This window comes from Nitratidesulfovibrio sp. HK-II (assembly GCF_003402415.2).
In the GTDB taxonomy this organism is placed as follows: domain Bacteria; phylum Desulfobacterota; class Desulfovibrionia; order Desulfovibrionales; family Desulfovibrionaceae; genus Cupidesulfovibrio.
The window spans coordinates 974,899-993,757 of sequence record NZ_AP036014.1; the positions used below are offsets into that span (position 1 = coordinate 974,899).

Genomic DNA, 18,859 nt, shown 5'->3' on the forward strand with positions numbered 1-18,859 from the left:
CGGACGAAGCCCCCTCATGGACTTGATTTTTCGCGGGTGCTCGCCCAATATGCCGGTCCGTTTCCGGTGGCGCGGGCAGGCGTGCACCGTCCGGAGGCGGGAAGGAGGTTGCTGCCGTGAACAAGGAAGGACAACACAAGGACGGTCCGTTGAAGGACCGGTACAGGCGCGGTTTCGTCGAGGTCATGTGCCCCAAGTGCCGCACCACGCGCATCATCGTGGTGCCGGAAGAGCCCATGCCGCGTTGCGAGAGCTGCCGCGTCGAGATGATTGTCAAGGAAGTGCTTACCGAGGGTAAATACTAGTCCGCCGCCCAGGCGGACCGGAAATTTCAAAGCGGGCTCCCGTGGGGTCCGCGCCGCGCCCCGCGCGTTTTCGGGCGGATTGCCGACGCCCGCCGTGCGTCGGGGCGCGGCATCGCGTTGCCGGTTGTGGTTTTTCAACGATATCCGATGGAGGAACGCATGAAACTGTTCAAGCTGCTGGCCGCCATGCTGCTGGCCGTGCTCGTCGCCGCGCCCGCCATGGCCGCCGACATCGAGCTGGCCAAGAAGTCCACCCTCAACGAAATCGTGGCGCGCGGCGAACTGCGCGTGGGCTTCGATGCGGGCTACATGCCCTTTGAAATGACCGACAAGAACGGCAACTACGTGGGCTTCGACATCGATCTGGCCAAGGAACTGGCCAAGGCCATGGGCGTGAAGTTCGTGCCCGTGAACACCGACTTCGACGGCATGATCCCGGCCCTGCTCAGCGACAAGTTCGACATCATCATCAGCGGCATGACCGTGACCCAGGAACGCAACCTGCGCATCAACTTCGCCACCCCGTACATCGTGGTCGGCCAGTCGGTGATCGTGAGCAAGAAGCTGGAAGGCAAGGTCAAGAGCTGGGAAGACCTGAACAAGCCGGAATACACCGTGGTTTCGCGCCTCGGCACCACCGGCGAGGAAGCCGCCAAGCGCATGCTGCCCAAGGCCAAGTACAAGTCCTTCGAAAAGGAAGCCGACGGCGCGCTGGAAGTCATCAACGGCAAGGCCGACGCCTGGGTGTACGACATGCCCTTCAACGTGGTGTTCATGGCCGAACAGGGCAAGGGCAAGGCCGTCCACCTGGACAAGCCCTTCACCTACGAGCCGCTGGGCTTCGGCATCAAGAAGGGTGACCCCGACTTCCTGAACTTCCTCGACAACTTCATGAGCCAGATCCGCAACGACGGCCGCTACGACCGCATCTACAACAAGTGGATGAAGTCGACCGAGTGGCGCGCCCAGGTGCAATAGCCTGAGGTTTTCGGCAGGGGCGGGCAACCCGCCCGCCCCGCCTTGCCCCCGGCCCACACGGTTTCGCGCGGGCGCGGTTCCTCTCCTGCCCATGGGAGACGCCGAACCGCCCCCGCGCGAAGCCATGCGGCTTCCGCCGCGCCACGCGCGGCCATCTCCCCGGCGCATTCCGCCGCCCGCGGGGTTTCGCACCCCTGCAGGCCGCGCGGCTGGCGTCGCCAAAGGAATCACGATGACGCAGTACAGAGGGCTCGACAAGCCCAAGGGCAGGGGCTTCTTCCTGTTCTGGAAGTCCATGTTCGTGGCGGCCATGCTGGCGCTGGTGGCGTTCTTCTGGGTCGCCTCCTCGTCGGTGGAATACATCTGGCGCTGGAACCGCGTGCCCCAGTATTTCTGGGTGAACGAGGCGGCAGACGTGCGCTCCGAGGCCGAAGGCGACGTCACCATCATCGACCGTCAGGGCAACGAGCAACGCATCGTGGTGCGCGACGCCTCGGGCGAGGAACACCCCCACATGCTGCCCGGCGAGGGCAAGGTGCTCGTCTCGCAGGGTGACTTCGCCTACCGGGGCGACACGCTGGGCCGCTACGAACTGAACAGGCCCGGCATCCTGCTGGAAGGGCTGTGGATCACCCTTGAGGTCAGCGTGCTGGCCATCATCGGCGGCATCGTCATCGGGGTGGTCACCGGGTTGTGCCGCATCTCCATCAACCCCATGCTGCGCTGGGGCGCCATCACCTACATCGAGATCATTCGCGGCTCGCCGCTCTTGGTGCAGATATTCCTGTGGTATTTCGTGGTGGGCACGCTCATCAACGCCCTGCTGGAACATGTGGGCTTTGGCGGCATATCCCCCCTGTGGTACGGCGTCATGGCGCTGGCCCTGTTCACCGGGGCCTACGTGGCCGAAATCGTGCGCGCGGGCATCCAGTCGGTGCACCGGGGGCAGATGGAGGCCGCGCGCTCGCTGGGCATGAGCTACGCCCAGGCCATGCGCAAGGTCATCCTGCCCCAGGCCTTCCGGCGCATCATGCCGCCGCTGGCCGGGCAGTTCATCAGCCTGATCAAGGACTCGTCCCTTCTCGGGGTCATCGCCATCCGCGAACTGACCAAGGCCACGCGCGAGGTGGTCACCACGTCGCTCCAGCCGTTCGAGCTGTGGATCGTCTGCGCGGTGCTGTACCTCGTGCTTACCTTCACCCTTTCGCTGTTCGTGCAGTACCTTGAACGCAGGGCCATCCGATGATCAACGCCACCAACGTCCACAAGTTTTTCTACACCCCCGACAAGCTGCACGCCCTGCGCGGCGTCTCGCTGTCCGTGGCCCCCGCCGAGGTGGTGGTCATCATCGGGCCTTCGGGCTCGGGCAAGAGCACCTTTTTGCGCTGTCTGAACCGGTTGGAATACGCCGACGAAGGCTCCATCCTCATCGAAGGGCGCGACATCCTGGACCCCGACTGCGAGATCAACGAGGTGCGGGCCGAGGTCGGCATGGTGTTCCAGTCGTTCAACCTGTTTCCGCACCTGACCGTGCTGGAAAACCTGACCCTGGCCCAGACCACCGTGCGCAAGCGCGGCAAGGCCGAGGCCGAAAAGAAGGGCATGGAACTCTTGCGCAAGGTGGGCATTGCAGAGAAGCACAACGTCTACCCGGACCAGCTGTCGGGCGGGCAGCAGCAGCGCGTGGCCATTGCCAGGGCGCTGGCCATGGACCCCAAGGCCATGCTGTTCGACGAACCCACCAGCGCCCTGGACCCCGAGATGGTGGGCGAGGTGCTGGACGTCATGAAGAACCTTGCCCGCGAAGGCATGACCATGGTGGTGGTGACCCACGAGATGGGCTTTGCCCGCGAAGTGGCGGACCGCGTGGTGTTCATGGATCAGGGCAGCATTCTGGAAGTGGCGTCGCCGGACAGGTTCTTCACCGCGCCGGAGCATGAGCGGACGAAGCTGTTCCTGAGCCAGATATTGTAGGCCGAGTCAGGCCGCGTCCTTTCGCCCTCCGGCGTCGTCAGATTTCGCCTTTTGCTCCGGTCACGTACGAGAAGAGCGCGCTGCGGTCCTCATCCGTAACTCTCGCGCGGAGCGCTCGCGTAACGGCTGCGGCACGCTCCCTGCGCAAAAGGCTCATCTTCCTCGCCGGAGAACGAAAATCCTGCGGCCTGGCACAGCCTGAAGCGACCCGGCCTAGCCTCTGAAAGGCATGTGCCGCGCTTCTCGCAGGCAATTTCCGGGGCATTCCATGTAATGGATGCCCCTATTGTCTCCCCCCCTTGGGAGTGGGCAGTGCCCCCTGTTGCCCCCATCAGGCGTAACGGGTAGAGTCGCGCCCATCCGCGGATGCGCGTGGCGTGCGCGGTGCGAGGACCCCGTCATGCATCATGAATTTCTGGCCTTCATGGGCCTGGCCGCGCTGCTGGTGGTAACCCCCGGCCCGGACACCATGCTGGTGGTGCGCAATGCGCTGCGCGTGGGCGCGCGGGGCGGCGTGGCCACCACGTTCGGCTGCGTGTCGGGCCTGCTGGTGCATGTGCTGTGTTCCGGCCTTGGCGTGTCCGCCGTGCTGGTGCATTCCGCCGCCGCGTTCGACGTGGTGCGTTTCGTGGGTGCTGCCTATCTGGTATGGTTGGGCGTGCGCGCCCTGCACGGGGCATGGACGGGTGGTGGGCATGCGGTGCCCGACCTGCCTGCCGGGGCCGCAGTGTACGGCCCGGCGGATGCCGGAACTTCCGCCCCGGCCCATTGGCGCGACTATCGCACCATGTCGCGCGGCATGGTGCGCCGGGCATGGGTGGAAGGTTTTTTGAGCAACGTGCTGAACCCCAAGGTGGCCGTGTTCTACCTGGCGGTGCTGCCCAGCGTGGTGGCCGCCGGTGGCGTGGCGCCCGGCGATGTCGTCTCCGGCGCGGGAGTGCTGGGCGGGGCTTTCGTCCGGGCCTGCCTGTTCGGCGGCATGCAGGCCGTGGTGGCCGTGCTGTGGTTTTCGTTCCTGTCCGTTTCCGTGCACCGGGCGCGCGCCACGTTGCTGCGCCCCGGCGTGCAGCGGGCGCTGGAAGGCGGCGTGGGCGGCCTGATGGTGGGCTTTGGCCTGCGCCTTGCCCTTGACCGGGCAGTCTGAAGGCCGCGTCGCGCAGGGCAGGCGGCGCGCGCAACGAGCGTTTTCATCCGAGCATCCAGAACCCTCGCGCGGCCGTGTCCGTGCGGCGTTTCGTCACCGGAGGTTTCCATGCAGCGTTTCCTCTCCGCGTCCGCTGGCAGCGCGCTGGCGCGCGCGGCCATGCCGGTCCTGCTTTCGGCGGTATTGTTGTCTGCCCTGTTGCTGGCCGGGTGTGCCGGGCGCGGGGGGCTGTCGCACGTGGCCACGGACCCGTTGCTGGAGCAGTGCCAGAAGCGTTGCCAGCAGGACGACGAGTACGGCGTGCTCACCCGCAACGGCTGCATGCGCGGTTGCGAGGCGGCCAAGGTGCGCTTTCCGCTGCGCGGCAGCCACTACATGTCCGAGGAATCCTGCCGCGAAGCCGTGAACGGGCTGGACGTGGAGGCGCAGTTGCGTCTCATGGACACGTACTGCGAAGACACCTGGGTGACCATTCACCGCCGCAAGGGCTGCAAGGATGCCGCCAGGGCCTTCTATGGCGCGGTGGGCGAGCAGTTGTGCCGCCCCGACTACCGCTAGCGGCGTTCGCATCCGGTCCCGTCCGCACCTCCGGGGGAAATCCGAATCATGTCCATGCCGCACGACGCATGCAGGGAGGCCGCCATGGGCGACGACCGCGTGATGCTTGACGTTGCAACCATGCCCGTGCCCAAGGGGGGCATCATCGCATTGGCTGCGGGGCCGGTGGGACTGCCGGGGGCGCTGTCGGCGCTCTCCGCCGTGCAGGCGGACGCCGTGCTGGGGCTGGCCGTTGGCGCCACCCTGCATGACGCGCTGCTGGACCCCATGGGGGATGCGCTGTTCCGGGTGGTGGGCCGTACCCTGCTGCCCCGTTCCGGTTCGGCGCATGCCGGGGTCTGCGTGTTCGTGGAGGCCCTGCGCGACGAGCCGGGGGGGCGGGTGCTGCACTTGCTGGCCCGCCGCCAGGGGCGCGCCCTGGCCTGGGTGACGCTTTCGGACAAGGGCGCAGCCGGGCTGCGCCAGGACGCCAGCGGCCCCACCATTGCCGAGATGGTGCGCGGGGCCATGCCGCTGTGCATCGAGCGCGGCTACCTGCTGCCCGACGACGGGCAACGGTTGCGCGCCCTGCTGGTGGATCTGGCCCTGACCCAGGGCTATGACCTCATCCTGACCACCGGGGGCACCGGCATCGGCCCGCGCGACGTGACGCCCGAAGCCACCCTGGCGGTCATCGAACGCCGCCTGCCCGGCTTCGAACAGGCCATGATGGCCGCAAGCCTGGCCAAGACGCCCAACGCGGTCATCTCGCGCGCCGTGGCGGGCACCCTGGGCGGGGCGGTCATCGTCAACCTGCCGGGCAGCCGCAAGGCCGTGGCCGAGAATCTCGCCGCCGTGCTGCCCGCCCTGGGCCACGCGCTGGACAAGTTGCAGGGCGATCCCGCCGAGTGCGGGGGCTAGGCGCGGTTTCCGCATCGCTTTTTCCGCTCTTGTGGTGGCGGCCGCGTACCCCAAGGGCGTGAAGCGCACCGGCAAGGCGGGCAAGCAGCCCGGCAGGGTGCGTAGAGACCCGCAAGATCGTGAATTTTTCTTGCCAGTGACGGGTACTTCCCGATGCGGCGGGCCAGCCTGCTGGCCGAGTCCCGACACCGCATGCCCGTGGGCATGCACCACAAGACCAAACCACAACAAGCAACCGGCGCGCAGCGCCGGGACGAAAGGGAGCGGCGCGGCGCATTTCGGGGGAAAGCGCGGCGCGCCTGCCGTCCGGCCAGAGACACACTCATGCAGCAGCCTTTGGAAGTCAGGCTCATCGACCTGACCGTGGCCTTTTCGCGCGCGCTCGACCTGGTAAGCCCGGCCGTGGCCGCGCACCACGTGCATGTGGGGTTCATCGCCTCGCGCCTGGCCGAGCGGCTTGGCCTGCCGGACAGGGACAGGTGCGAACTGCTGCTGGCCTCGCTGATGCACGACGTGGGCGCGGTGCCGCTGAAGGCGGCGCTGGAAGGGCTGGTGTTCGAGCAGGACATGGATTCCCATTCCCGCGCCGGGGCCGTGATGCTGCGCACCTGCCCGCGCCTGGCCCAGGCCGCGCGCCTGGTGCGCCACCATCACGCTCCGTGGTGCCATGGCAGGGGGGAGGACGGCGTTTCCGCCACCGCCCATGTCATCCACCTGGCCGACAGGATGGACGTGCAACTCCGGCGCGGCGAAGACCCGGCCCGGCAGTTTCCCCGCGCCATGGAGCGGCTGGAGCGGGGGCGCTCCATCCTGTTCCGGCCCGACGCGCTGGACGCCCTGTATGACCTGACGGCCGACCCGGACTTTGCGGCAGGGCTGCGCGCGCCGGAATGCCACCTGCACACCGGCGCGGGCGCGCGGCTGGAAGAAGAAACACTGGACGCCGACGGTGTGATCTCGTTTTCCGCGCTGTTCTCGCTGGTCGTCGACTCGCGCAGCCCGTTCACCGCCACCCACTCCAGCGGCGTGGCGGAAACCGCCCGCCTGCTGGCCCGCTGGGCCGGGTTCGACGGGCCACAGGCCAAGTCGCTGTACGTGGCCGGGCTGCTGCACGACATCGGCAAGCTGGGCGTGCCGCTGGACATTCTGGAAAAGCCGGGGCGGCTGGATGCCGCGGAGATGGCGCTCATGCGCCGTCACGCGGAGCACAGCATGGACATCCTGGCCTCGGTGCCGGGGTTCGCACAGGTGGCCAACTGGGGCGCGCTGCACCACGAGCGCATGGACGGCAGCGGCTATCCCTACGGGCTCACGGCTACGGACCTGCCCTTGCCCGCGCGCATCGTGGCCGTGGCCGACGTGTTCACCGCCATCGCCGAGGACAGGCCCTACCGCCACGGCATGCCGCCCGACGCGGCCCGCGCCGTGCTGCGCGACCAGGCCCGCGACGGCAAGCTGGACGGCGAACTTGTGGACCTGCTGCTCTCGCGCTACGAAGATATGGACGCCGCGCGCCGTCAGGCGCAGGATCGGGCGCGCCACGAATTCGACCTCGTGCGCGCCGCCCTGGAACACGAATCGAACCCCGCAACCTGCCACGAATCGGCCGCATAGCCGCCCCTCGGCCCATAACGCACCGGACGGACGCCCACATGAATCCCTTTTCGCGTATCGCGGCCATCTGCCGCATGATCAAGATCGAACACTCGGTGTTCGCGCTGCCCTTTGCCTATGCCGGGGCCTTTCTGGCCGCCGGGGGCTGGCCGGGCCTCGTGCCGCTGCTGCTGCTCACCGTGGCCATGGTGGCCGTGCGCTCGTTCGCCATGGCCTTCAACCGTCTGGTGGACCTGAAGTACGACCGCCTGAACCCGCGCACCGCGGGGCGCCCGCTGGTCACCGGCGAGATTTCCGTGGCCTGGACCTGGGCGTTCACCGTATTCATGGCCGTGCTGTTCGTGGCGGCCTGCGCCGGGCTGAACCGGCTGTGCCTGTACCTTGCCCCCGTGGCGTTGCTGGTGGCCGCCTCGTACAGCCTGCTGAAGCGCTTCACCTGGCTGTGCCATTTCTTTCTGGGCGGGGTGCTGGGCCTTGCCCCGGTGGCCGGGTGGATTTCCGTGGACCCGCAGTTTACCGTGCCCGCCGTGCTGCTGTTCTGGGGCGTGCTGTTCTGGGTGGCCGGGTTCGACATCCTGTATTCGTGCCAGGACATTGAGTTCGACCGGTCCATGGGCCTGCACGCCGTGCCCGCCCACTTCGGCCTGCCCGCCGCGCTGGTGCTGTCCGGCTTCTGCCACGCCAACGCGGCCATCTTCCTGCTGCTGGCGGGCTGGTCCGCTTCGCTGGGCTGGCCGTGGTACGCGGTGTGGGCGGTCATCGCCGGGGTGCTGACGTGGGAACACCGCATCATCAGCCCCGATGATCTGTCGCGGGTGAACATGGCCTTCTTCACCCTGAACGGCGTCATCGCCTTCATGGTGCTGGGGGGGGCGTTGTTGGGCCTGTATTTCGGGTAGTCCGGACGCCACGGAGCCCTTTGGCCCCGATTGTCTTCGGCTTTCACCGTCGGGAGGTCCCCATGCGACTGACCATGGCGCAGGAATACACCCGCCGCAGGGTGCAGGCCATGTATGGCTGGCAGGTGGCGGTTCCCGTGCCTTATGACGGCATCGGCATGGACGGAGACGCGGCGCGCCAGTTGCGCGGGGCCGCCGAACGGGTGGCCGCCGAGGCGGACGTGCCCGTGGCCCTGGTGGCCCGTCGTCTGTTCGACTACGCCTACCGGCTGGAACCCACGGGCACGCTGGTGCTGGTTGTGGGCGTGCCGGAACGGGGCGTGGAACTGTTCGTGGAGATGGGGCCCCAGCACTGGCGGCCCGTGCAGCCCGGCGAGTCCGGCCCGAGGGCGGGCGACGCGGATGACGCGGGCGACGGGGAGGGTGCCGCGTCCGATGCCCCCGCCACGGTGGTCCGCGATGGGGCCAACGGCCTGCGGGTCATGAACCTGGCCGACCTGCTGGGCGGCCACGGCGGGCCAAGGTCGTAGCGTACCGGCCAGCCCACGGCAGTCCGGTCCAGTCCAGGTCAGTCCGGTCCCGTTCGGCCCGGCTCTTGTCTGGGCCGACCAGATCCGCACCCGCGCGTCCCCGGCGGTTTCGCCGTGGGCCTCGCGCCCGGCGGGGCCGGTGTCATTCACATATCGCAAGCAAGGAGAACGCGCATGGCGCGACGCAGGATACCCGATGCCCTTCCCCCGTCCGGGGTGGCGGCCGATAACGACATACGCGACGTCAGCCGGTCGCAGAAGAAGCGCGAGAGCAACGCCATGCAGGCGCTGGGCGAGGCGCTGGTCCGCCTGCCCGCCTCGAAGGTGCGGTCCATGAACCTGCCCGAGGACCTCGAACGGGCGGTGCTGGAATGGCACGCCATGTCCACGCACGAGGCCCGGCGGCGGCAGTTGCAGTACATCGGCCGGGTTGTCCGCGAGGGCGACTGGGAGGCCGTGGCCGCGCAGGTGAGCGAGGTGCGCGCCGTCAAGCAGACCGAGGACGACGAGTTCCACCGCATCGAGGAACTGCGCGAGGAACTGCTTGCCGCAGGACCGGACCGGTTGCAGGCCTACCTTGAACAGTGGCCCGACGTGGACCCGCGCCACCTGCGCCTGCTGGTGCGCGACGCGCTGGCCGAACGCGCGGCGGGCAAGCCGCCCCGCGCCGGGCGCGCCCTGTTCCGGCTGCTGCGCGACGTGGCCGAGGAATAGGCCGGGTCCCTTCCGCCGTTTTCGCAATGAAAAACGCGCCGGGTGCATGTGCATCCGGCGCGTTCGTCGTCATGGCGTTTGGGGATGGGTAACGCGCGGCGGGATGGCGCACGCGCCGTCACGGTGACTGCCCGCTAGATGCCCGCCTGTCGCCACACCTTCAGCGTGTGCCGGGCCACGGTGAGCACGTCGTGCAGCACCGTGCCGCCCAGCAGCCGGTCCAGCAGCCCGGCGGGTTCGCCGTGGCTGTCCACGTCGTACGACGGCGCGCCGAAGCGGCCCAGCATGCGGTGGTGCAGTTGGGTGCCGAATTCCGGGTCCGTGTCGGACAGGGCGCGGCACATGGCGGCTGCGGTGCGCTCCGGCGCGTCGGTGAACTGGCAGGCGCGGGCCACGTGCTCGTGCAGGGGCGCGCCGGGGGTCAGTTCGCGCCCGGCCAGCAGCGCGGCGGCGGCGTCGTCGATGCGGCCTTCGCGCAGCAGGCGCGCTGCTTCGGCCAACAGGGGGTTGGGCGTGCCCGCCGGGGCCTCGGCCAGCAGATCGGCGAACACCTGCTGGGCCCGCCGCCACTGCCGGGCCCGGGCGTAGATTTCGCCCGCGCGGCGGCGGAATGCCTGGCTTTTGTCCAGGTCTCCCTTGCCCCGCCAGGCGTCGGCCAGCCCCAGGCAGGCGTCGGCGTGCAGGGCGTTGCAGCGCAGCGTGTGGTTGAACGCGGTGATGGCCGCGTCCCACTGCTCGCGCAGCAGGTGGGCGGTGCCTTCAAGAAAATGGATCTCGGCCTCGTTGTCGGCATCGGCGGCGGCGCTGGAAAAGCGTTCCAGGGCAAGGTCGAATTCCTCGTCCGAGAGCAGGCGCGCGCCCTCTGCCACGGCAAGGGCCACGCCGGTGGCCAGCGCGCGGCGGGCGCGGCGCAGTTGCCCGTCCAGTGCGGCCACGGTGTACGGTCTGCCCAGAAAGCCGCTGCACCCCGCGCCGATGGCCGCCAGCACGGCTTCGCGCGTGGCCGCGCTGGACACCACCAGCACCGGCAGGTCCAGCAGGCGCGGGTGCGAGCGTACCAGGCGCAGAAAATCCAGGGCGGTCATGTCCGCGAGGTGCTCGTGGCAGATCACCACGTCCACGGCGGGGCGCGACGGGTCGTCCTGCGGGGATGCGGGCGAGAACGGGCGGCGCATTCGGGCCAGCCGACGTGCGGCGGCCACGCCCGAGGTCATGACCGTGACGCTGCGGGTTCCGGCCAGGCGCAGCGCCGTGCGGTCCACGGTGGCCAATTCCTCGCGCGGGGCAAGGATGAGCGCCGCCGAGAACCCGTGGCCGTGCGCAAGCGCGTCCGTCCATGCGTCTTCGGCCCGGGCCACGGCAGCCAGCCGGGCAAGGCTGTCCGCGCCGCGTCCATGCCGCCGGTGCGGAGGGGAATCGGCGGGCTGGCCATGCACAGGGGCTTGCGTGCGCGCCGCAGCGGCTGCCGCCTCGCCGAGGCGGGCCAGCGAAGCCGACGGCGCGGAGCGCCCGGTATGGTGCTGGGGTGCGGAATGCATGCCGAACCTTCCTTCCGGGGCGTCGCCCCGTGTACCGGATTCATCGGCGCTACGGCGGGAAACTTTAGCGTGGGCGGGCTTGTGTCGTTGCTGCATGCCCGCTGCGGGTTGCCGTATCCGCAGGAGGCGTGCGCGGCGTCGCGCAATGACGAAGGCCCGCGTGCGCGGGCCTTCGGATGCGTCGTGCAGGCGCGTGGCGCCGCGCTATTTGACGAAGGGCAGCAGCTTGCCGGTGCGGGCCGTGCGTACGGCCTGCGCGCCGGGCAGGGCCTGCGCCTCGGCAGCCATGTCTTCGCCCGCGCCAAGGCTGGCGGCGCGACCTTCTCCAATGGCGCTCCCGGCCATTCCGGCGCGCCCGGCCCCATGGGCCGTGGCCAGCGCCGCACCGAAGGCATGCCCGAAGCCGGGGGCCGGCACGCCGTAGCGCGGTTCGCGCTCGTATGTGGCGCCGCAGGTGGCGCACTGCCATTTGCCGTCATGGGCTGCGGCAAGGCGGACAAGCACGCCGTCACGGTTGTAGCAACTCTGGCAGAACGGCCCCTGCTTGATGTTGCCGGTGATGAGCCAATAGCAGAACCCGTCGAAGACAAGATTGCGCGACAGGTAGAGGATGTCCTCGAATTCCTGCACCTGCATTTTCAGCATGGTGTTTTCATCGCACAGGGACACGTAGCGCGACTGCATTTCCATCAGCACGTGCCGCGCTTCCTCGGTCTTGCCTTTCATGAACAGGTCGTGGATTTCCTTGAATCTGTAATAGTCGAGCATGGCCGCACCTCTGCGGAATGAGGAACCTGCGGCCGGTCAGCCGCGGTACATGTCTCCCATCGGCAGTTCCGGGCGGAACTTTAGGTGCGGGGGATGCGGAGGCGATGCGGTGCGCACTGGCGGCGTGACGCCGCCAGTCGCGAAGTGGAGAATGGATGCGGGGTGAGGCCGTGCGGGTGGGGTGCGGCAAGAGGAACCCGCCGGACATGTTCCGGCGGATAGCCCGTGGTGGCTGCGCCCGGCCGGGGAAAGCCGCCCCTAGCGGGCGGCGCGCACGAGCCGCTCCACCAGTTCGCGCTGGGTCTGCTCCGCCGCCTCGATCTCGGCCGGGGAAAGGCCCGCGCCAAGGGCCACGGCACGGCGTTTTTCGGCGGGCACGAAGTCTTCCTTGCGGTGGGCGTCGTTGTTGATGACAAGCCGCGCCCCGGCGGCGCGCGCGGCGATGGCCACGTGGCCGTTGGACAGCGCGTGGGCGGGGCGGGTGGTGATTTCCAGCAGCACGCCGCGCTCGGCGGCGTAGGCGGCGTCTTCGGCCGTGATCAGGCCGGGGTGGGCCAGAATGTCAGCGCCGCCTTCCACGGCGGCGAGGTTGGTGCCGGTTTCCACCACGTCGGCCAGCGACTGGCCGTGCACCACCACCAGTTGCGCGCCAAGGGCGCGCGCCTCGCGGATGGCGTCGGGGATGAGGGCGGGGGGCACGTGCGTCAGCTCCACCCCGGCGAAGACCTCTATGCCCGCGTACAGCCCGTACTGGCGGGCCATGGGCAGCACCTGGCGCAGGATGAGGTCCATGTTCGAGGCGTCGGCATGGTCGGTGAGGGCCATGGCGCGGTATCCGGCAAGCCGGGCGAAGCGCACCGCGGTGGCGGGCGTCATGGTGGAATCGCTGAAGCAGGTGTGCACGTGCAGATCGATCATGCGGTGGCTCCGGGGCGTGTCGTTGGGGCGCGCGTAAATGGAAACGGAAGGCGCAGCCACGGGTACACCACGCGCGGAGCGGGCGCAAGCCAGCGCGCGGTGGCGGGCATGCCTCCGCGTGGGCGGGAAGCGGGCTGTCGGGACGAGGGTTGGCCAAGGCCGGGAAGGACGGGGCGCAGGCCCCTGCCGTGGGGGCACTGATGCGGCGGACGCGAAATGTCCCTGTGATCGGGGGTTGCGCCCGATCCCGCGCGTGGCATGCACGACATGCACACGACATGCACACGACAGGGGCGCGCTCCAGGCGCGCGGTAGTGGCGGCGGAATGCCTGGCGGTCTGACCGGCGTCCGGCTGGCGGCCCTCCCGGCGGTCCTTTTGGCGGGCCGTGCCCTACATGCGGTATTTGGTTTCCGGGTCCAGCGAGCGCAGCAGTTCGGCCAGCTGTTCTTCCAGGTCGTGCGGTTCGCCCGCGCCGGGCCGGGCGTTGGCGGCGGCCCCGGCATCGGATGCATCGGCGGGGTCGCGGGCATCGCCACGCGCGCGCCCGGCCTGGCCCTGGATTTCGCCATCGGCCCACGGCGGCTGGCCCGCCTTGCGGCGCACCTCGCGCCGGGCCGTTTCCTCGCGGGCCATGGCCGACGCGGCGTCGGTGGGGCGGCGGGCGGCGTTTTCGTCCAGGTTGGGGCGCATGCGGTCTTCGGCGGCGCGGCGCAGCACGTCCTCGCTGACGAAGATGGGCACGTCGGCCCGCAGGGCCAGGGCGATGGCGTCGGAGGGGCGACAGTCCACGCGGTTGCGCGCGCCGCCCAGCAGGATGTCCAGTTCCGCGAAGTAGGTGCCGTCGCGCAGGTCCACCACGTCCACGGCCACCAGTTGCGCCCCCAGCGAACGCAGGGTGTTCAGCAGCAGGTCGTGGGTGAGCGGGCGCGGCACGTCCACGCTGTTGAGGGCGATGGAGATGGCCATGGCTTCCATGGCCCCGATCCAGATGGGCAGCAGTTCCTCCCCGGCCTCGCGGCGCAGGACGAGGATCGGCGCCTTGGTGGCGTCGTCCAGCGACAGCCCCACGACCTTCATCTCTACCATGGGATACCTGCCTGTGCGCCCCGGCGGGCGTCTTCGCATGGCGCGTGATCTTGTGTGCCTTGTCTGACTGGCATGGCTGGCACGATTGGCCCGGTCTGCCCTGTCTGCCATATCTGCCAAGTCTGGCGCTTCCGCGTCCCGTTCTTGCGGGGCGCGGGGTTTGCGGCGGCGTCCGAAGCGGATCATGCGCGCAAGACTCCGCGCAGCGAATGTTTCTTGGCCTCGACGATGGTCACCGGCACGATGCGCCCCAGCCATCCTTCCGGCCCGCCCGCGGGCCCACGTTCAGGCCGGGCGGGCAGCACCACGTTGACGGGCTGGCCGTAGGGGTCGCGTCCCTGCCAGCTTTCGCCGCCGGGAATGCCCGCGCCGTCTTCATGGCCGCCGCCATGCGCCATGTCGGGCTTCTTGCTCATGCCGTCGAGCAGTACCGCTGTATCCGTACCTACCATGTTCCGCAGGCATTGTTCAGTATAATCATTCTGCCATTCCTGCAGCCGGGCTAGGCGGGCGGCCTTTTCGGCGGGCTCCAGCTTGCCGGGCAGCATGGCCGCGCGGGTGCCCGGCCGGTCGGAGTAGCAGAACGAGAAGCTGGCCGCGAATCCCACGGCGCGCATGGCGGCAAGGGTGTCCTCGAAGTCCTGTTCCGTCTCGCCGGGAAAGCCCACGATGATGTCTGTGGACAGCTGGATGTCCGGCCGGGCCGCCTTCAGCCGCTGCACGATGTCCATGTAGCGGGCCATGTCGTACTTGCGGCCCATGGCCTTCAGGATGCGGTCGGAGCCGGACTGCATGGGCAGGTGCAGGCGCGGGCACAGGTTGTCCAGCGTGCCGAAGGCGTCGATGACCTCCGGCGCGATGTCCTTGGGGTGCGGCGTGACGAAGCGCAGCCGGGCCAGGCCGGGCAGGGCGGCCACGCGGTGCAGCAGTTCGGCGAAGGTCACGGCCTTGCCGCCATCTGCCGTCGTCGCGTGCCGGGCGGCTTCCGCGTCTTGCCCGTAGGAATTGACGTTCTGGCCGAGCAGGGTGATTTCGCGCGCCCCGTGTTCCACCAGTTCGGCGCATTCGCGCACCACCGCGTCGGCCGCGCGCGACTTCTGGCGGCCGCGCGTGTAGGGCACGATGCAGTAGGCGCAGAAGTTGTCGCAGCCCTGCATGATGTTCACGAAGGCGGAAGGGGGCACCGGGCCGGATTGCAGCTGCGCGTCGCGCTCTGGGTATTCTTCCGAAAAGTCCAGCAGCGAGACGCGCAGGCCCGGCTCCGCGCACAGCCGTTCGATGGCCTGCGGGGCCATGGCCGAACCGTCGCCGCCGAACACCAGGCGCACCTGGGGAAAGCGGGTGAAGAACCCCGCGCCTATCTGCTGGGCCACGCAGCCGCCCACCACGGCAAAGGCGTCGGGCAGCTTGCGGGTGGCCTGGCGGATGCGCCCGAGCACGCTGTATACCTTCTGCTCCGGCTTATCGCGCACCGAGCAGGTGTTGACGATGTTCACGCGGGCCTTGCCGAGGGGGGCCTGGGTAAAGCCGCGCGCCACGAGGGCCCTGGCCAGCCAGTCGGAATCGTTGACGTTCATCTGGCAGCCAAAGGTCAGGATATGGAAGGTGCGGTCGCTCATGGTCCGGTGGTGTGCTGGTGGAAGGCCGGGATGCGCCCGGCGCGGGTGGATGAAAAGGGTGGCGGCAGCGCCGGGTTATTCGGCGTCCTTGCCGTCGGCGGGTGTCTGGGGCTGTTCGCGCCCAGTCTGCGCGCGCTCTGTCCGCGCGCGCTCTGTTCGCGCACGTGCGTCCTCGCGTCCGCTGTGCTCGCCCGCCAGGTAGAACAGGGCGATGGGCGCGACAAGGCAGATCGCGCACCACAGCAGGGGGTTGCGGCCCTGCCGCCGGGCCAGCACCGCCGCGCCAATGCCCGCGCACGCCCAGATGAGCGCCATGTAGATGTAGCCGGAAGTGGTGAAGTCCAGTTCAAGCATTGGGTGCGGGGGTTGCGGTGCAGGGGATGGCGGAGACCGCCGCCGGTTGCGTTGGCGGGCGCCTCGGCAACTGTCCTGAAGGTCGCGCGACAGGCCGCGCGGGGCGCGTCGGGTCCGGTGCATGCCGTTTGGCCCCGTCGCAAACATCGCCCCAACTCTGGTGGTTCCTTGAGGTAAGGCATTCGCCGGGGGTGCGCAAGGGGTCAAATCCTACTTGCGCAGTAGGATAAAAGCGGTATAGTCTCGGCATTGAAGACGAAGCGTCGTCACGCGCCGGTGGCTGTCCCGGCGTTTCCCTTCACATTGCGCGCCGCGCCTGCGGCATACCGCCCACGCGGGGAGGATTTCCCATGAAGAAGTACAGGGTGAAGGGGCTGCAAAGCCCGGACTGCGCCGCCACCGTGACCACCTCCATCAAGACCCACGCGGGTCTCGAAGAAGTGAACGTGAACCTGGCCACCGGCGAGATCACCTACGGCCCTGCGGTGTGCGTGGATACGCGCATGCTGCGCGAAGCCGTGGAGAACGCCGGGTACAAGCTCGAAGAAGAGGAAGCCTAGCGGGTTTCCCGTTCCGGCATGCGGCATGGGCGCGCCTGTCGCGTTCTGTCGTGCCCTGACGTGCCCTGACGTGTCCTGACGTGTCGGGGCGCGCAGCATGGGCGCCGGAAGCACGCCGCCTGAAAAGGGCGGGGGCATATGCCCCCGCCCTTCGTCGTTCCGGATGCCACGGCGCGCGAGTGGCGCAGTTTGGCTAGGCCTCGGCGCTTGGCGGTTCGGGGCCGTCCTTCACCAACTGGTAGTAGGGCAGGATGTCCGCCCCGAAGCTGAGCTTGAACCAGCCCCGGCGGGGGCTGTTCACCCCTTCCAGGTCCACCTCGGTCATGCCAGCGCGGGCCAGTTCGCCAAAGGCGTCCCACAGCACGGCCGTGCCGCAGGGGGTGTTGCGCAGGTGCGGGTCGCCCGCGCCGAACAGGTAGTAGGCGCGCTTGCTGTCCATGCCGAACAGGGCCATGGCCGCCAGTTCGCCTTCGGGGGTGCGGGTGGCGAACAGACGGCCGAACCCGCCCGCCAGCACGGCGGCGGCCAGGTCGCGCAGCTCGTCCAGCCGTTCGGCTTCCACCGTGATGCCCTGACGGCCCATGGTCAGGGCGTAGAAGGCGGAAAGGTCTTCGGGCGTCGCGTCTTCGGTGGTGCGCACGCCGGTCTTCAGCGCCTTGCGCACTTCCTGGCGGCGCGAATAGGAAATTTCCGGAAACAGGGGCACGTCTTCGGGCGCGGCGGCCTGGGCGAAGCCTTCCAGACTGGCGTAGGCGGTGTAGCGCACCTCGGCCGCGTAGTGGGGGGCATCGTCCCTGCCGTAGTTGTGCCACAGGAAGGGGCGGATGTCGGCGACCTGCGGCGACAGGGCCAGCTCCACCCGCGCGTAGCGGCGCGACAGGGCGGCGGCCACGTCCACGGCGATCTCGAACCGCTCGGACAGCACCGTGGAGCGGTTCTGCTTGTTGGCGGGCGGCGCGAACAGGATGCCGTTGTGGATGACGAAGTCGTGCAGCACGGCGCACGAGCCGTCGGCCGATTCGGTGACGGCCACGGCGGCGCGGCGCTCGTTGCCGTTCAGACACCAGTACAGGCGGCTTGGCTGGCGCACGGCGGCCAGGTAGGCGGACAGCGAGAAGATGGTGCCGTTGGGGGAAGCCTCGACAAAGGCGTCCCACTGGGGGCCGGGGGTGGTCTCTTCAAGACGGTATCGCGTGGTCACGGGGGCTCCGTTGGATGGCGCGGGAAGGCTGCCGGGCCGCGCGCAGCGCGCGGCGCACCGGTGGGCGCGGGAGCGTCGCCCGCCGCCGCGCGAAAAATGACACCGCTGCCGTTCGCCGTCAATATGCGGGCCGCTCGTGCCGCAAGGTACAAGGTGGGGGCGGGCGCTGTAGGCCGGTCTGGAGTGGCCTCCGGCACCTGGTGAACGCCGGTGGCCTGCGCCGGGGCGACTGGCGCAAGAGGGATTTTTGTCTTCTGCTAGGGCCAGAGCAGCAAGCCCTACGCCACAAGCACCCCGGCATACCCCACCACCCGTTCCATATCCCCGCTGACTTCGCCCGAGGTGGCGTAGGCCACCACCCGCGCGGTCTGCGCGCCCAGGGCCAGGGCGGCGAACAGCCCCAGGGTGGCGGGCAGCACCCCGCACATGGAAATGCCCCGGTCGCGCACCGTGGCGTACAGGCCCATGGGGTCCAGCGCCTCGATGCGGGCCAGCGCCAGCCGGTCGCGCCGGGCGGCCTCCGCATGGGTGACGTAATGGCTCATGTCCGACGAGACCACCATGGCCACGCGCCGTCCGGCATCGGTGACGCGGCGCAGCACGTCGGCAAGGGTTTGTGCCGCCTCGCGCAGGGCCTGGGGGTGCGGCTCGGCCACGGCCACGGGCACGATGGACAGGTCGGGCGTGTATTCCTGCAGGAAGGGCAGGATGACCTCTATGGAGTGCTCGCGCACGTGGGCGGCGGTGTCGCGGGTGAAGCCCGCGTCCGATTCGGTCAGGGCGTCTGCCAGTTCCTCGTCCACGGGCACCGGGCCGAGGGGGGTGTGCCAGTGGCCGCCCGGCCAGACGGACAGCGGCGCGCCAAGCCCGGTGTGGTTGGGGCCCAGCAGCACGATGGTGTCGGGCAGGTTGGCCGCGCCCAGGGTCTGCCCGGCCACTTCTCCGGAATAGACGTAGCCCGCGTGGGGCACCATGGCCAGCAGGGTGGGGGCGGCGTCGCGCGCGGCGGCGGCAAGGTGCTGGCGCACCTCGTGGCGCAGCAGGTCCGGGTCGTCGGGGTAGAACATGCCCGCCACCACGGGGTTGCGGTCGATGGCGTGCCCGGTGTCCAGATGCCTGTCGTGCATGGCGGCCTCCTGTGGGGGGGGACGGCCCGGAGCGGTTGCCCCGGCGGGCCGTGCGGAAACGGCGAAGGGCG

20 protein-coding genes are annotated in these 18,859 nt (G+C 69.3%); 12 read left to right on the forward strand and 8 right to left on the reverse strand.

The window, feature by feature from the left end; translation table 11 throughout:
* Window positions 1-116: 116 nt before the first annotated feature.
* The 11 genes from RVX_RS03930 to yjgA all read left to right on the forward strand — a co-directional run bounded on the left by RVX_RS03930 (window position 117) and on the right by yjgA (window position 9,616).
* Window positions 117-305 carry a hypothetical protein gene (locus RVX_RS03930; RefSeq protein WP_172596513.1) on the forward strand — a complete coding sequence of 63 codons (189 nt, stop codon included), beginning with the start codon at window positions 117-119 and terminating at the stop codon, window positions 303-305.
* Window positions 306-464: 159 nt separating this feature from the next.
* Complete coding sequence (locus RVX_RS03935) at window positions 465-1,283, forward strand: transporter substrate-binding domain-containing protein (RefSeq protein WP_116306322.1); 819 nt, start codon at window positions 465-467, stop codon at window positions 1,281-1,283.
* Between the two features lie 232 nt (window positions 1,284-1,515).
* Window positions 1,516-2,529: an amino acid ABC transporter permease gene (locus RVX_RS03940; RefSeq protein ID WP_116304813.1), complete on the forward strand. Its 1,014-nt coding sequence runs from the start codon at window positions 1,516-1,518 to the stop codon at window positions 2,527-2,529.
* Complete coding sequence (locus RVX_RS03945; RefSeq protein ID WP_007523750.1) at window positions 2,526-3,257, forward strand: amino acid ABC transporter ATP-binding protein; 732 nt, start codon at window positions 2,526-2,528, stop codon at window positions 3,255-3,257. Before RVX_RS03940 ends, RVX_RS03945 begins: the two co-directional genes overlap by 4 nt.
* Window positions 3,258-3,657: 400 nt before the next feature.
* Window positions 3,658-4,401 (forward strand): LysE family translocator, encoded by a 744-nt coding sequence (locus tag RVX_RS03950; protein ID WP_116304814.1) that lies wholly within the window; start codon window positions 3,658-3,660, stop codon window positions 4,399-4,401.
* Window positions 4,402-4,509: 108 nt separating this feature from the next.
* A complete protein-coding gene (locus RVX_RS03955; protein ID WP_116304815.1) occupies window positions 4,510-4,959 on the forward strand; it encodes a hypothetical protein in 450 nt (149 codons plus the stop codon).
* A gap of 84 nt (window positions 4,960-5,043) precedes the next feature.
* Window positions 5,044-5,859 carry a MogA/MoaB family molybdenum cofactor biosynthesis protein gene (locus tag RVX_RS03960; protein WP_116304816.1) on the forward strand — a complete coding sequence of 272 codons (816 nt, stop codon included), beginning with the start codon at window positions 5,044-5,046 and terminating at the stop codon, window positions 5,857-5,859.
* A gap of 324 nt (window positions 5,860-6,183) precedes the next feature.
* A complete protein-coding gene (locus tag RVX_RS03965; RefSeq protein ID WP_116304817.1) occupies window positions 6,184-7,473 on the forward strand; it encodes an HD domain-containing phosphohydrolase in 1,290 nt (429 codons plus the stop codon).
* A 38-nt stretch (window positions 7,474-7,511) separates the two neighbouring features.
* Window positions 7,512-8,372: a UbiA-like polyprenyltransferase gene (locus tag RVX_RS03970; RefSeq protein WP_116304818.1), complete on the forward strand. Its 861-nt coding sequence runs from the start codon at window positions 7,512-7,514 to the stop codon at window positions 8,370-8,372.
* Window positions 8,373-8,434: 62 nt separating this feature from the next.
* On the forward strand, window positions 8,435-8,902 hold the full coding sequence (locus tag RVX_RS03975; protein WP_116304819.1) for a hypothetical protein: 468 nt from the start codon (window positions 8,435-8,437) through the stop codon (window positions 8,900-8,902).
* A 174-nt stretch (window positions 8,903-9,076) separates the two neighbouring features.
* Entirely contained in the window at window positions 9,077-9,616 is a 540-nt protein-coding gene (yjgA, locus tag RVX_RS03980; RefSeq protein ID WP_116304820.1) for a ribosome biogenesis factor YjgA, read from the forward strand.
* Window positions 9,617-9,750: 134 nt separating this feature from the next.
* Here the strand turns inward: yjgA and RVX_RS03985 are convergent, their stop codons facing one another.
* The 6 genes from RVX_RS03985 to RVX_RS04010 form a co-directional block, all read right to left on the reverse strand.
* On the reverse strand, window positions 9,751-11,154 hold the full coding sequence (locus RVX_RS03985) for a response regulator (protein WP_116304821.1): 1,404 nt from the start codon (window positions 11,152-11,154) through the stop codon (window positions 9,751-9,753).
* 204 nt (window positions 11,155-11,358) lie between these two features.
* Window positions 11,359-11,922, reverse strand: coding sequence for a hypothetical protein (locus RVX_RS03990; RefSeq protein ID WP_116304822.1), 564 nt, complete (start codon window positions 11,920-11,922; stop codon window positions 11,359-11,361).
* Between the two features lie 258 nt (window positions 11,923-12,180).
* Entirely contained in the window at window positions 12,181-12,840 is a 660-nt protein-coding gene (locus tag RVX_RS03995) for a histidinol phosphate phosphatase domain-containing protein (protein ID WP_116304823.1), read from the reverse strand.
* Window positions 12,841-13,231: 391 nt separating this feature from the next.
* Window positions 13,232-13,927 (reverse strand): bifunctional nuclease family protein, encoded by a 696-nt coding sequence (locus RVX_RS04000; RefSeq protein ID WP_116304824.1) that lies wholly within the window; start codon window positions 13,925-13,927, stop codon window positions 13,232-13,234.
* A 182-nt stretch (window positions 13,928-14,109) separates the two neighbouring features.
* Window positions 14,110-15,546, reverse strand: a complete 1,437-nt coding sequence (miaB, locus tag RVX_RS04005) for a tRNA (N6-isopentenyl adenosine(37)-C2)-methylthiotransferase MiaB (RefSeq protein ID WP_116304825.1) — start codon at window positions 15,544-15,546, stop codon at window positions 14,110-14,112.
* 75 nt (window positions 15,547-15,621) lie between these two features.
* Window positions 15,622-15,900, reverse strand: a complete 279-nt coding sequence (locus RVX_RS04010; RefSeq protein WP_116304826.1) for a hypothetical protein — start codon at window positions 15,898-15,900, stop codon at window positions 15,622-15,624.
* Window positions 15,901-16,250: 350 nt separating this feature from the next.
* Here RVX_RS04010 and RVX_RS04015 point away from each other — a divergent pair, with 350 nt between their 5' ends.
* Window positions 16,251-16,460, forward strand: coding sequence for a heavy-metal-associated domain-containing protein (locus tag RVX_RS04015; RefSeq protein ID WP_116304827.1), 210 nt, complete (start codon window positions 16,251-16,253; stop codon window positions 16,458-16,460).
* 193 nt (window positions 16,461-16,653) lie between these two features.
* On the opposite strand, the gene RVX_RS04020 is transcribed toward RVX_RS04015, so the two are convergent.
* Window positions 16,654-17,661, reverse strand: coding sequence for a GNAT family N-acetyltransferase (locus RVX_RS04020; protein ID WP_116304828.1), 1,008 nt, complete (start codon window positions 17,659-17,661; stop codon window positions 16,654-16,656).
* Window positions 17,662-17,939: 278 nt separating this feature from the next.
* Window positions 17,940-18,788: an AmmeMemoRadiSam system protein B gene (amrB, locus tag RVX_RS04025; protein ID WP_116304829.1), complete on the reverse strand. Its 849-nt coding sequence runs from the start codon at window positions 18,786-18,788 to the stop codon at window positions 17,940-17,942.
* Window positions 18,789-18,859 lie beyond the last annotated feature (71 nt).